Raw genomic sequence first — 13,088 nt, 5'->3', positions numbered from 1 at the left:
CGCTGCGCGCGAGGAGCAAATCCCACCCAGGCCGGGTGAAGGTTGTTGCGCTCTCCGGGTCATCGAAGGGACCGTGAGGTGACGTGCGTCGCCCAGTCCGTCACACTGAGCAGGTTCGGGCGTCAAGACAGTAGACCGCCGAACCAGCAGATGAAGGAGCCCCGTGTCCACCGTTCCCGCCGATCTCTCCGGTAAGAGTGACGCCGAGCTGATCGCCGAGGTGCGTGACGGGAAGATCGCGTCCTACGGAACCCTTTACGAGCGCCACGCCGGCGCGGCGCACAACCTCGCCCGCCAGCTCGCCCGCTCGAGTTCCGAGGCCGACGACCTCGTTTCGGAAGCCTTCGCGAAAGTGCTGGACACGCTGCGCGGTGGCAAAGGCCCGGACGCCGCGTTCCGCGCGTACCTGCTGACCGCGCTCCGGCACACTGCCTACGACAAGACGCGCAAGGACAAGCGCGTCGACCTCAACGAGGACATGTCCGACGTCGGCGGCGCCGTCGGCGAAGCGCTGACAGTTCCCTTCTCCGACACCGCCGTCGCCGGGCTCGAGCGCACGCTCGCCGCGAAGGCGTTCGACCGGCTGCCCGAACGCTGGCAGGCGGTGCTGTGGCACACCGAGATCGAAGGGCAGACGCCCGCCGAGGTCGCGCCGCTGCTGGGGTTGACCGCGAACGGTGTCTCCGCGCTCGCCTACCGCGCGCGTGAGGGTCTGCGGCAGGCCTATCTGCAGGTCCACCTGGCCGAGAACTCCGCCGAACGCTGCCGCGCGAGCGCGGACAAGCTCGGCGCGTGGACCCGCGACGGGTTGTCCAAACGCGAACGTGCCCAGGTGGAGAGCCATCTGGACGAATGTGAGAACTGCCGGGCGCTGGCCGCGGAACTGGCCGACGTCAACACCGGTCTGCGCGGGATCATCGCGCCGATCGTGCTCGGTGGCGCGGCTCTCGGCTACCTCACCACGACCGGCGCCGGCAAGGCGGGCGCGGTCACCGCGGCCGCGACGGCCGCCGCCGCGGGTTCGGGTTCGGGTTCGGCCGGGGCCGCCGGTGCCGCCGCGGCCGGACCGCGCCAGTTCGCCGGAGTGGCCGGTTCGAGCGCGGCCATCGTCGCCGCCGTCGCGGTGGCGCTCGCCGCCGGTGGCGGTACGCAGGAGATCCCGGCCGCCGCGGCCGTCACGCCGCCCGCTGCCGTCGCTCCCGCCCCCGCGGTCCCGCCTGCGGAGCCTCCGGCCGTCCCGCCGGCACAGCAACCCGTGCCGCCCGCCCAGCAAGTGCCGCCTCCGGTGCCTCCGGCCGTGCCACCCGCCGAGCAGGTGCCGCCTCCGGCCGCGCCCCCCGCCGCTCCTCCAGCACCCATACCGACTCCGGCACCCGCCGAGCCACCCGCAACCTCGCCGGTCGTTCCGGCGCCTCCGGCGATGACGACGTCGACCCCGGCAGGCGGTGTGCAACTCCGGCCCGGGGAAAAAGCCGATCTGCCGATCACCGTGCGCAACGACGGTGGATCGAAGTCCGAGCCCGTGGTGGTCTCGCTGAACCTGCCGAGGGGTGTGCGGGCCGTGACCGCCGCCGGCGGTGGCGCGATGGGCGCCAACGACTTCCGGCAGCAGGCACCGGCTCCGATCGCGGTGGGCTGCCCCGGTGGCTCCGGCACGGTGACCTGCCGGACCGGCACCGGCCTCGAACCGGGACAGTCCGCGGTGCTGATGTTCCGGCTGCTCGCCGACGCGACGGCCGTGGACGGCAGCGTGGTGACCGGTTCGGTGACGGCGGGTGCGCGGATCAAGGTGTCGGTCTCGGTGCGGGTCAAGGTGCCCGCTCCGCCGGACGGCGTCGACCTGAGTGCCGAGAGCGACGGGCTGTCGGCGTTCCCGTGGATCCACCACCCGCTGATGAAGATCCGTGTGACGAACACGGGCAAGACGACGAAGCCGGTCACGATCACTCTCGACCATCGCGTGTTCACCGCCTGGAGCGTGTACGGCATCCGGTGCACCCCGACCGGCGAAGGCGCGTCGTGCACTTCGCGCGGCGCGCTGGCTCCGGGGCGCGAGGTGGGTCTGCTGGTCCGGTTGAAGGGCCGTCCGGCGGAGAACATGCCGGTGACGGTGACCGCCACCCTCGGCGTCGCCAAGGCGAAGCCGGTCGCGGTCCACTTCGGCTGCTGGCACCACTGGTGTGACGACAGCGCGCTGCTTCCGCCGACCACGGTGCCTTCGCTGCCTTCGGTCACTTTGACGCCTTCGGTCACTTCGAAGCCTTCGGGCAGGCCTGAGACGACGAAGCCGGGGCGGCCAGAATGGCCTTCGCCGTCGAAGAAGCCTTCGCCGTCAGCGACGCCTTTGGAGCCCAAGAAACAACAGCCCGCCCCTGCGGAGCCGGCCACGAGCGCGCCGCCGCGGCCTGGCAAGACGAAGCCGTCCACTCAACCCAATGGAGTGGTCGACCGCATTTTCCGGTAGCGTCGCCCGCATGCGGGGGAAGCATCGCGAACTGGTGCGATTCGGCTTGGTCGGCGGCGCCAGTTTCGTCATCACGATGACGATCACCTACGGCCTGAAGTTCACCGTGCTGACCGAGAAGCCGGTGACCGCGCTGATCATCGGCGTGCTGGTGGCGAGCGTATTTTCGTACGTCGCGAATCGGGCATGGTCCTTTCGCACCCGCGGTGGCCGGGAGCGAGCCCACGAAGCGGCCCTTTTCTTCCTGCTCAGCGCGATCGCGCTCGGCCTCAACGCGCTTCCGCAGTGGGTTTCGCGGTACGTGTTCGAACTGGAGCAGCCGCACGTCGGGCTGCTGACCCAGGAGATCGCCGACTTCGTCAGCGGGGTGCTCGTCGGGACCCTGCTCGGCACGGCGTTCCGCTGGTGGTCGTTCAAGAAGTGGGTCTTTCCGGAGGCCGGCGCGCGGCCGCGGCTGGTGCGCGGCGGCGGACCGGAGATCTCCGACATTCCGGACGACCCCGCCGCCTGACCGTCAGGTGACAGCAAAGGTCCCTTGCTCTCTTTCCGCAGGTCAGGCCAAAGCTCGCGGTAAGGGCGGATACCGAGTGGCGCCACGACCACCGCTGCCGAGCCGACGATGTCGCGTGACTGGACGGACGACACACGTGATCCGATGGACGACACACGTGATTGGAGGGACGACACGGGCGCGGCGGGTTCCACGGGGTGCCGTCCGCCTGAACACGCGTGCCGTCCCTCCGATCACGCGAAGCCGCCACTTGCGCTGAGGGGCTTCACGATCAGCCGTTCCCCCAATCGCCCAAAGCGTCATATAACGCACTGTCCATCCCCCTCCCGGCCCATTCGGCGGGCGAAGCGAATTAGACTGATCCGGTGACCGTGGTCGAATCCGTCCTTTCGAGGACGCCCGAGCCGTTCCGATCCGTGCTGATCAAGCACCGTGAGCTGTTGAAGTTCGCGATCGTGGGCGGCACGACGTTCCTCGTCGACAACGGCGTCTGGTACCTGCTGAAACTGAGCGTGCTGGAGTCGAAGCCGACCACGGCGAAGGCGATCGCGATCATCGTCGCGACGATCGTGTCCTACATCCTCAACAGCGAGTGGTCCTTCCGGACCCGCGGCGGCCGCGAGCGCCATCACGAGGCGGCGCTCTTCTTCGTGATCAGCGGGATCGCCGTGGTGGTCAACCTGATCCCGCTCTACACGTCGCGCTACATCTTCGACCTGGAAGTGCCGCATGTGACGCGGTTCGTCCAGGAGTTCGCCGACTTCACGAGCGGGTCGATCATCGGCATGCTCCTGGCGATGTTCTTCCGCTTCTGGGGTTTCAAGAAGTGGGTCTTCCCCGATGAGCTCGGCAAACGCCGCCGGGACAGCGACGAGCCGGACGACGACGTCGTTCCTCTCCGCTAAGTACTTGTCAAATGACATGTGATTGCCTAAGGTCATCCATGTCGATGTTCCTTCACTGATGACGCCGGCCGGGTTCGTACGGTCGAGCGGGACGAATCCGAGGTGATCGCCAAGCGCGAAGAGGACCGCATCCGGTTCGGATGACGGTTGAGCCTTTTCCCGTCTTGGCGGGGATCCGGGGCTGCTTCCGAGCAGTGCTCCGCGTCCCTCGCGTTCCCTCGTTTCTTCCAGTGAACGGATTTCTCCTTGAGCACCGCTCTCGGCGCGCCTTCGCGCGCCCGTAACACTCTTGCCCTCGTCGGGCTCTTCGCCGCCGTCTTCCTGGCGATGCTCGACGCCCAGGTCGTCGCGACCGCGCTGCCGCGGATGGTCGGCGAACTCGGCGGCGCGACCTCGTTCGCCTGGGTCACCACCGCCTACCTGCTGGCGGGCAGCGTCAGCGCCCCCGTCTACGGGAAACTCGGTGACCTCTTCGGCCGCAAGCGCGTCGTGCTCGTCGCGATCGCACTGTTCGTCCTCGGCTCCCTCGCCTGCGGGCTCGCGCCGACGATGCCGCTGCTGATCGCCGCCCGCGTCCTGCAGGGCATCGGCTCCGGCGGCCTGTTCGTCGCGGTCGCCGCGATCATCGGCGAACTGTTCCCGGGACGCGAAGGCGCCCGCTACTTCGCCTGGTTCTCGATCTGTTTCGCCGGCTCCTCCCTGGCGGGCCCGGTCGTCGGCGGTGTCCTGACCGACCTCGCCGGCTGGCGGTCGATCTTCGGGATCAACGTGCCGATCGGGCTGGTCGCGTTCGGCGTCGTGGCGCGATGCCTGCGGCTCGAACGACGCCGCAAGACCGCGCCGTTCGACTTCGCGGGCATCGTCGTGCTGTCCGGCGCGATCATCGGCCTGACCCTGGCGACCCCGCTCACGGCGTCGATCGGCGCGGTACTGCTCGTCGCCTTCCTGGTCATCGAACGCCGGGCGGCCGAACCGGTCGTCCCGCTTCGGCTGTTCCGCGCCAGGATGTTCGGCCTGAGCGTCTTGGCCAGTGCCGCGGCCGGGTTCGTCTTCCTCGGTTCGGTCAACCATCTGGCGCTCTTCCTGCAGACCGCCGGTGGTGCCGGACCTTCGGAAGCCGGGCTCCTGCTGCTGCCCATGACCCTCGCGGTCGCCGCGTCGTCGATGGTCGCGGGCCGGATCATCGCCAAGACCGGCGCTTATCGGTGGGCGCCGATCCTCAGCATGACCCTCGGCCTCGCCGCCGCCCTCGCCATGTCCACCATGGACGAAACGACGCCGCTGCCGCTCGTCGTCGCCTATCTCGTCGTGTTCGGCGTGGCGGCCGGGCTCAACATGCAGGTGCTTTCCATGGCGGCCCAGCAGGGCGTCGCCCGGACCGATCTCGGCGCCGTTTCGGCGACCGTCGGTTTCCTGCGTTCCCTCGGCACCACGGCCGGGCTGACCGTTTTCGGCGCGGTGTTCACTGCTTCGTTCGACTCCGACAGCCCCGCCGGGTACGCCTCCGCGCTCGGTGGCGTGTTCTGGGCGATGGTCCCCGTACTGGCGATCGGCCTCATTGCTTCCCTCTTCCTGCCGCGCGTTTCCCTGCGGCGCGACCACTGAAGGAATATTTCGATGATTCTCGTTCTCGGTTCCACCGGCAAGATCGGCCGCGAACTCGTGCCCGCGCTCCTGGACAAGGGTGCCCGTGTGCGTGCTCTGACGCGCGACCCCGCCCGCGCCCGGATCGACCCGCGTGCCGAGGTCGCCACCGGCGATCTCGACGCCTTCGATCCGGCGCTGCTCGACGGTGTCGACCGCGTGTTCGTCCTGACCTCCGGTCACGGCTCGGACCCGCTCACTCAGGAACGCACCGTGCTCGAGGCCGCCACCGGTGTCGCGCACGTCGTCAAACTCTCCACCACGGGAGTCCACTTCGGACAGACCGACCCGATCTCCCTCGTGCACGCGGAGGCCGAACGGGCCGTGCGCGAGGCCGGGCCGGATTGGACGATCCTGCGCCCCGGCACCTTCATGGACAACCGGTTCGCGTGGCTGCCCGCCGTCCGTGGCGACGGGGTCGTCCGCGTCACCGAGGGCGATCCGGCCTCCGCGCTGGTGCACGCCCGCGACATCGCCGAAGTCGCCGCGACCGTCCTGACCAGTGACGGGCATGCGGGCAAGACGTACCCGATCACCGGCGGCGAAGCACTCACGACGCGGCGGCAGGTCGAAATCCTCGGCGGTGCGCTCGGGCGGCAACTGACGTACGTCGAAGAACCCGAAGCCGATTCTCGAGCCCGGATGCTCGGGTTCGAGTGGCCCGCTTCCGCGGTCGACGGGATGTTCGAGCTCAAACGGCAGTCCGCCGGGAACGAGGAGATCGTGTTCGACACCGTTCTCGATTTGCTCGGCCGGGCGCCGCTGACATTCGACGACTGGGCCCGCCAGCACGCCGCCGCTTTCGCCTGACCTGCGGAAGTGAGCAAGGGACCTTTGCTGTCGCCTGGCTCTTGAGTACATGAAGGCCCCCTTCCTTGCGCCTAGGTACAGGAAGGGGGCCTTCATGTACTTGGGCTGCGAGCGGCCTCTTTCACCAACACTGCGCCGAAAGGGTTAATGGGTTGGGTGGGTCCCGAAGATACGCGACACTCATCAGGCGTTTAATTCTCACCGGTCCGCTGTCCGGGCCACGCGTTGTCCACGTCCGGCCCTCTCGCTAACGTGCCGCGTCGGGGAGACAGGGGGAACCAATGAACGAACGCCTTCGCGTACTCGTGGTCGACGACCATCCGTTGTTCCGGTTCGGGGTTTGCACGCTGCTCGCCAACGAGCCGCGGATCGACGTGGTCGGCGAGGCCGCGAGCGGCGCGCACGCGATCAGCGCGGCGGGCGCCCTCACGCCCGACGTCGTGGTCATGGATCTGCATCTGCCCGATATCAGCGGCGCCGAAGCGACCCGGCACATCGTCGCCGAACGGCCCGAAGTCGGCGTGCTCATGTTGACGATGGCGGACGAAAGCGAATCGGTTTTCTCCGCGATGCGTGCCGGCGCCCGCGGATATCTGTTGAAAGACGCCGAACCCGACGAAATCATTCGTGCCGTTCACGCCGTCGCGAGGCGTGAAGCGATCTTCGGGCCTGACATCGCGACGCGGGTTCTCGGCTTTTTCAACCACACTCCGCCGAGTACGGACACCGTATTCCCGGAACTGACCGTCCGCGAACGAGAGGTCCTCTCACTCATCGCGGGCGGGCACAGCAACACCGCCATCGCCAGCGCCCTGTGCCTCAGCCCGAAGACCGTGCGGAACCACGTTTCCCACGTTTTCAGCAAACTCCACGTCGCGGACCGGGCCGAAGCCATCGTCCGCGCCCGCGAGGCCGGATTAGGTGTTCGAGAACCCCGATGAGGGCGGCTTTTCGGGCAATGTCGGGACCGGAGTCCCATGCGCCCGGGACACCTCACCCGGCAGGGTGAGCAGTGCGGGGGGTGGGGCCCTCGCACCGTTCGAGGGGAATGGGACTCACATGTTCGAACCGAACCGGACGCCTGTGGTCGTCCGCGCCACCGATCCGATTCTGCACAACGGCGTCCGCATGACGCTCCGCTCCCGTGACGATGTCTGGCTGGTGGACGGGGAGACCGCCGACCCGACGATGGTGGCCCTCCTGGTCACCGACCGCCTCGACGAGGCGATGACGCAACTGCTGTCCGCCCTGCATCACCAGGGATTCACCCGCGTCGTGCTCGTCGCGGGCGAAGTCGACGACAACGAGATCCTCAGCGCCATCGAGCACGGCGTCTGCGCGGTCGCCCGCCGTTCCGAGGCGGGCGCCGACGTCCTGGTCCGACTGATCAAGGCGGCCGCGGCCGGGGAAGGCGCGCTGCCGCCCGACCTGCTCGGCAGGCTGCTGCACCGGGTCTCGCGGCTGCAACGCCAGGTCCTGCAGCCGCGCGGCCTGCAATTCGGGGGCATGAGCAGCCGGGAGACCGAGGTGCTCAAACTGGTCGCGTCGGGGTTTTCGACGCAGGAGATCGCCGACCAGCTCTGCTACTCGCAGCGCACGGTGAAGAGCATCCTGCACGACGTGACCAACCGGTTCCAGCTCCGGAACCGCTCGCACGCGGTGGCTTACGCACTGCGTGAGGGATTGATCTGATCCGTGATCAGCCAGGTCGACGAGGCGTTGTGCCTGCTCATCGCGCCTCAGCTGCCGGAGGGGACGGTGGTCCGGCTGGATCCGCCGAAACCCGCCTGGCAGACCGAGACGCGGGTGTCGAGCGTCGATCTGTTCCTCTTCGCCCTGCACGGCGCCGGCCAGGGAACCGGCGCCGTGCGGGCGAAGCGGTGCGAACTGTCCTATTTGGTCACGGCGCGGGCGGACAAGGTCCGGGACGAGCACACCCTGCTCGACCGGTCGCTGCGGGTGCTGCTCGGGACCGAGTTCCTCATGGTCGGCGAGCAACCGGTGCGGATGGCCCTCGGGGAGACCGATCCGACCGGGCTGTGGGTCAGCCTCGGCCTGCCCGCCAGGGCGGCGTTCGTCGTCACGGTCACGGCGGAATACCGGAACTGAGCAGCGAGGACCGCCGCAGGACCACACCGCCGATGGACGCGAGTGGCCCGCCGAAGAGGTCGGCCCATTCGGCGGCCGTTCCGGGCGGACCGCAGTCACCGGCCCGTCCGGCCCACCCCGCGCGAACTTCGAGGCGGTAGCCGACCATCCCGGTCAAGGTCAGCCCGTTCCGGCTGGCGCCGACGCCGCACCTGCCCCGGTAGAGCCGGGTGTCCGGCGGCCGGAACACCGCGCTCTCCTGGCTGAACCGGTGGCCCGCCGCGCCGGTGACGGTCGCGACCGGGGTGTCGATCCCGCTGACGAACAGCCCTTTCGAGAGCAGATCCAGCGCCTCGGCCTCCATCCGTTCCACCACGCCGGGCGGTTCGCGGCACGCGTACAGAGCGCCGTCGAAGAACAACCGCACGGAGATCGCCACCTTGCCGATCTCCAGGGTCGCCGCGGCCACCGGACTCACCGGCGGGCGGTACCGGAACGCCGTCGAACGCACCCCTCCGACGGTAGGTCGGCGCGCTTCCGCGGCATTGCCCGATGGGGAGGTCCTTGGGGAGGTCCTAGCGCGGGACCCGCTCGGCCGGCCAGCGCACTTCGGCCACGTCACCCGGCCGGGGCACCTTCAGGAAGAGGCTGAACACCGCGGGCTGCTTGCTCGACAGCTCCAGCCGTCCGCCGTCGGCCTCGGTGAGCGCGCGGGCGAGCGCGAGCCCGACGCCGGTCGAACCGCCGCCGGAGAAGCCGCGTTCGAAGATGTGCGGCGCCAGTTCGTCGGGCACGCCCGAGCCGGTGTCGGCCACCTCGATGACGACAGTGCCCTCCGTGTCACCGCGCCGGGCGGCGAGCGTGACCGTTCCCGCGCCGTGACGGAGCGCGTTGTCGAGCAGGACGCCGACGACCTCGCGCAAGCGGCCCGGCGTCGCTCTCGCCCTCAGCCCGTCGGTGACCCGGATCCGCAGATGTCTGCCTTCGGCGCGAAGCAGCTGTCGCCACTCTTCGGACACCTCGGGGAGCACTTCCGGCAGGTTCACCGGCTCCGCGCCGACCTCGCGCGCCGCCCTCGCGGCGGCCAGCAGCTCGTCGAGGGCCTCCGCGAGCCGGTCCGCCTGTTCCTGCGCGGCCTTCGCCTCGTCGACGACGTCCTGATCGGGGTGGACGGTGAGCGGTTCGAGCCGGAGTTGCAAGGCGGTCAACCGGCTCCGCAGCTGGTGGGAGACGTCGCCGACGAGCTGGCGTTCCCGCTGGACGAGCTGAGCGAGCGCCGAACCGGACGCGTCGAGCGCTTCGGCGACCATGTCGAGTTCCCCGACGCCGTAGCGCTTGGGGTCCGGCCGGAAGTCTCCGCCGCCGAGTTTGACCGCGCGATCCGCGACGTGTCTCAGCGGTTTCGCGAGCCTTCGCGCGGTCACCGTCGCGACCACCGTGCCGGTGCCCACCGACAGCACGACCAGCAAGAGTACGAGCAACGTCACCTGGGTCTGGCGGGTGCGCATGGGCCCGGCGGGCACGGCCAGTTCGACCTCGCCGTGCAACGCGATCGGCGCCCGTTCGGACACCACGTCCGAGCCGGGGTCGGAGCCGTATCGCTTTTCGATCTGCCCCTGCGCGCGGACGGTCAGCAGCCCGCCCGGCGGCACGGCGACCCGGACGAGGTCGAGGTCGATCGGCTGGCCGACGGCGATCTCGTTGTCCAGCGTCGCCGCGATCCCCCGGGCCGAGGAAGCGAGGTTCTCGCGGTTGAGGTTCTCGACCAGCTGCCAGGCGGTGATCCCCAGCGGGATGCCCAGCACCGCCGCGGTGACCGCGACGGCGAGCAGGATCGCCAGCAGGATGCGACGGCGCATGCTATTCCGCGTTGAAGCGGAAACCGACGCCGCGGACCGTGGCGATCCGCCGTTCCCCGTCGCCGTTCCCACCGGGTTTGCCCGCCCTGCCCGCGGCTTCGTCGGCGGCCATGCTGTGGCCACTGTCGCCTGAGCCACCCGCCTTGCCTGCTCGGTTGACCGCTTCGTCGGCGGCTATGGCGAGCTTCCGCCTGAGCCACGACATGTGCATGTCGAGGGTCTTCGAGGTCTTGGATTCGAGGTCGTTCCACACCTCGGCGAGGATCTCGTCGCGGCTGACCACCTGGCCCGCGCGGCTCATCAGCACCCGGAGCAGCTCGAACTCCTTGTTCGCCAGCTGCACCTCGTGCAGGTCCACGGTGACCATCCGGGCGCCGAGGTCCATCCGCACTCCCCCGGCTTCGAGCACGTCGGGGGCCCGGCGGCGGAGCAGCGCCCGGATGCGGGCCAGCAGTTCGGCGAGCCGGAACGGCTTCGCGACGTAGTCGTCCGCGCCGGCGTCGAGCCCGACCACGAAATCGACCTCGTCCGTGCGCGCGGTGAGCATCAGCACCGGCACCTCGGTGCCGCTGGCGCGCAGGCGCCGGCACACCTCGAGCCCGTCCATGCCGGGCAGGCCGAGATCGAGGACCAGCAGATCCACCCTGTCGCTCTCGGTCGCGTCGAGAGCGGCGGGACCGTCGCCGACGACCCGCACCTCGTACCCCTCCCGTTGGAGTGCGCGGGAAAGCGGATCGGCGATGGCCGGGTCGTCCTCGGCGAGTAGCACCATGCTCACCTGGCCAACTCTACGACCGCGGGGCGTGAAAACATCGTGACCGTGCCTGGCTACGAGAATGATCTGGAACTCGCCACCCGGCTGGCCGACGCCGCCGACGCGATCACCACCACCCGGTTCCGCGCGCTCGACCTGGCCGTGGAGCGCAAACCCGACCGGACGCCGGTGACCGACGCCGACACCGCCGTCGAAGACGCCATCCGCGCGATCCTCGCCACGGACCGGCCGGACGACGCCGTACTCGGCGAGGAACGCGGGGGCACCGCGGCGACCGGCCGCGCCTGGGTGCTCGACCCGATCGACGGGACCAAGAACTTCCTCCGTGGTGTCCCGGTCTGGGCGACGCTGATCGCGCTGGTCGAAGACGGCGACCCCGTGGTGGGGATGATCAGCGCGCCGCTGCTCGGCCGCCGCTGGTGGGCCGCCGCGGGCGATGGCGCCTGGATGAGCGACTCCGCCGGCGTACGCCGCATCTCGGTGTCGAAGGTCGCGTCGCTCGGAGACGCGTATCTGTCCACGACGGACGTGAATTCGTGGGTGGAGTACCACTCACGGGAGAAATACCTCGACCTCGTCGACGCGTGCTGGGAAAGCCGTGCTTTCGGCGATTTCTGGCACCACTGCCTGGTCGCCGAAGGAGCGCTCGACGTCACCGCGGAATGCGTCGTGAACCCGTGGGACGTCGCTGCCGCCCAGGTGCTGGTCACCGAAGCCGGTGGCCGGTTCAGTGACCTCGACGGCGAAGCGCGCTACGACAACGGCTCCGCGCTCTCGACGAACGGCCTGCTCCACGACGAGGTCTTGGCGATCCTGCAGCGCTGAACCTGCGACGGCACGCCCGCCGGGTCACTGCGCGCCGGGAAGAAGGCCGACGGCGCCACGCGCGACCTGAGCCCAGGCGAGGCGCCCGAAGAGGTAGTGGCAGGCGACCTGTTCGCTGGTGAACCGGGCCCAGTCGTACCGGTTGCCCTGCTCACGCCAGAAGACCTCCCAGGCGGGCTCGGCGCCGTCGTCTTCCTCGGTCCGCATGAGACACCAGGCGTTGTCCGTCTCCGCGCCGACCGAGACCACCTCGGCAGGCACCCCCAGCGCGGCCAGCCAGCGCAGGATCGTCCCCGTGTTCACCGAACCTCCCCCGTGACGTCCGCCAGAAAGCCCAGCGTGACGAGTTCATCGGCGCCCAGCACCGTGCGGAAGCGCACCCCGCCGCCCGGCTGGCCGAACCATTCGGCGGTCACCGATCGCCAGACCGGCAGCGGCCGGACGACGTGATAACGCCGGTACGCGCAGATCTGCTCTGGCGGCAGCGAGCGCATCGGGAACAGGGTCCCGTCCTCGGCGAACACCCGGCCGTGCTGATCCCCGAAGCGATCGACAAGGGTGCCTGCTTCGAGCATCGTCGGTGTCGCCGGGTCGATACCGCCCTCGGGAAAGAGTTCGGCGGGAGGCCACAGACAGCCGTTCTCACCGACGAAGCGCGCCGTCCAGTCCTCTTCGGACATGCCGCCCCACGGATCGTGTCCCCTCCTCAACGCCGGCGGGGGTGCGACGGCCCGCGTCGTCGAGGATCGCCGGAAGCCACTGCTGACATGCGACAACGCGGCCGAATCGTCCAGCACGCCCGCTTCGGGGTGATCCTGCGGGCCGGAACCGCCGTCGGGGAGCGGCAACTGGCGCGCGGGTTTCCCCATCGCGATCGGCAGATGCCCGATCGGGAACATGTGCACGAGGAACAGCGCGAGCACACTCTCCCGTTCGGTCCGCAACGCCCCCATGGGCGGCGGAGCGACGGGCCGGGGCGGGAACGGCACCCGCAAGGGCGCCACCGCGGGCGGCCACGGCGAAGGCGCGTACGGAGCGCGCGCCCCGTGCGGGGGTGTCGGGGTGTCGTCGTACTGGACGGGCAGCCGGATCGGGCACGTTCCGGCCTCGCTCGGATCGGTCACCGCACCTCCCCCAAGGAATCGGACCCCACCGGTGACGGGGGAGGCAGCGGACAGGACGCGTTACGACCTTAGCGCCGACCGGC

Annotated in this window: 14 protein-coding genes; 9 read left to right on the top strand and 5 right to left on the bottom strand. The window is 69.7% G+C overall.

Going from position 1 to position 13,088, the window contains the following annotated elements; genetic code table 11:
- The first annotated feature begins 163 nt into the window (after positions 1 to 163).
- From P3102_RS04525 to P3102_RS04490, 8 genes are all read left to right on the top strand, one after another.
- Entirely contained in the window at positions 164 to 2,464 is a 2,301-nt protein-coding gene (locus P3102_RS04525) for a sigma-70 family RNA polymerase sigma factor (protein ID WP_276366765.1), read from the top strand.
- Positions 2,465 to 2,474: 10 nt separating this feature from the next.
- Positions 2,475 to 2,975, top strand: coding sequence for a GtrA family protein (locus tag P3102_RS04520; RefSeq protein WP_276366764.1), 501 nt, complete (start codon positions 2,475 to 2,477; stop codon positions 2,973 to 2,975).
- 365 nt (positions 2,976 to 3,340) lie between these two features.
- Positions 3,341 to 3,880 carry a GtrA family protein gene (locus P3102_RS04515; protein ID WP_276366762.1) on the top strand — a complete coding sequence of 180 codons (540 nt, stop codon included), beginning with the start codon at positions 3,341 to 3,343 and terminating at the stop codon, positions 3,878 to 3,880.
- 246 nt (positions 3,881 to 4,126) lie between these two features.
- Positions 4,127 to 5,485, top strand: a complete 1,359-nt coding sequence (locus P3102_RS04510; RefSeq protein ID WP_276366760.1) for an MDR family MFS transporter — start codon at positions 4,127 to 4,129, stop codon at positions 5,483 to 5,485.
- A 12-nt stretch (positions 5,486 to 5,497) separates the two neighbouring features.
- Positions 5,498 to 6,334, top strand: a complete 837-nt coding sequence (locus P3102_RS04505) for an NAD(P)H-binding protein (RefSeq protein ID WP_276366758.1) — start codon at positions 5,498 to 5,500, stop codon at positions 6,332 to 6,334.
- 281 nt (positions 6,335 to 6,615) lie between these two features.
- Complete coding sequence (locus P3102_RS04500) at positions 6,616 to 7,275, top strand: response regulator transcription factor (RefSeq protein WP_276366757.1); 660 nt, start codon at positions 6,616 to 6,618, stop codon at positions 7,273 to 7,275.
- Positions 7,276 to 7,393: 118 nt separating this feature from the next.
- A complete protein-coding gene (locus P3102_RS04495; RefSeq protein WP_276366755.1) occupies positions 7,394 to 8,026 on the top strand; it encodes a response regulator transcription factor in 633 nt (210 codons plus the stop codon).
- A 3-nt stretch (positions 8,027 to 8,029) separates the two neighbouring features.
- Positions 8,030 to 8,443 carry a hypothetical protein gene (locus P3102_RS04490; protein ID WP_276366753.1) on the top strand — a complete coding sequence of 138 codons (414 nt, stop codon included), beginning with the start codon at positions 8,030 to 8,032 and terminating at the stop codon, positions 8,441 to 8,443.
- On the opposite strand, the gene P3102_RS04485 is transcribed toward P3102_RS04490, so the two are convergent.
- From P3102_RS04485 to P3102_RS04475, 3 genes are all read right to left on the bottom strand, one after another.
- Positions 8,421 to 8,933: a hypothetical protein gene (locus P3102_RS04485; RefSeq protein ID WP_276366752.1), complete on the bottom strand. Its 513-nt coding sequence runs from the start codon at positions 8,931 to 8,933 to the stop codon at positions 8,421 to 8,423. The genes P3102_RS04490 and P3102_RS04485 overlap by 23 nt on opposite strands.
- 64 nt (positions 8,934 to 8,997) lie before the next feature.
- Complete coding sequence (locus tag P3102_RS04480; RefSeq protein ID WP_276366749.1) at positions 8,998 to 10,281, bottom strand: ATP-binding protein; 1,284 nt, start codon at positions 10,279 to 10,281, stop codon at positions 8,998 to 9,000.
- A gap of 1 nt (position 10,282) precedes the next feature.
- Positions 10,283 to 11,053: a response regulator transcription factor gene (locus tag P3102_RS04475; RefSeq protein WP_276371622.1), complete on the bottom strand. Its 771-nt coding sequence runs from the start codon at positions 11,051 to 11,053 to the stop codon at positions 10,283 to 10,285.
- A gap of 42 nt (positions 11,054 to 11,095) precedes the next feature.
- Between P3102_RS04475 and hisN the strand changes: the two genes are divergently transcribed.
- Positions 11,096 to 11,881, top strand: coding sequence for a histidinol-phosphatase (gene hisN / locus P3102_RS04470; RefSeq protein ID WP_276366748.1), 786 nt, complete (start codon positions 11,096 to 11,098; stop codon positions 11,879 to 11,881).
- Between the two features lie 24 nt (positions 11,882 to 11,905).
- On the opposite strand, the gene P3102_RS04465 is transcribed toward hisN, so the two are convergent.
- Both P3102_RS04465 and P3102_RS04460 read right to left on the bottom strand, forming a co-directional pair.
- On the bottom strand, positions 11,906 to 12,184 hold the full coding sequence (locus P3102_RS04465; protein ID WP_276366747.1) for a hypothetical protein: 279 nt from the start codon (positions 12,182 to 12,184) through the stop codon (positions 11,906 to 11,908).
- Positions 12,181 to 13,005 carry a TNT domain-containing protein gene (locus P3102_RS04460; protein WP_276366745.1) on the bottom strand — a complete coding sequence of 275 codons (825 nt, stop codon included), beginning with the start codon at positions 13,003 to 13,005 and terminating at the stop codon, positions 12,181 to 12,183. The genes P3102_RS04465 and P3102_RS04460 overlap by 4 nt, the downstream gene beginning before the upstream one ends.
- Positions 13,006 to 13,088: the final 83 nt, after the last annotated feature.

It is taken from the genome of Amycolatopsis sp. QT-25 (assembly GCF_029369745.1).
Lineage (GTDB): Bacteria > Actinomycetota > Actinomycetes > Mycobacteriales > Pseudonocardiaceae > Amycolatopsis.
Note: the sequence above shows the minus strand (reverse complement) of the source record. Positions and strands in the feature narration are given on the sequence as shown.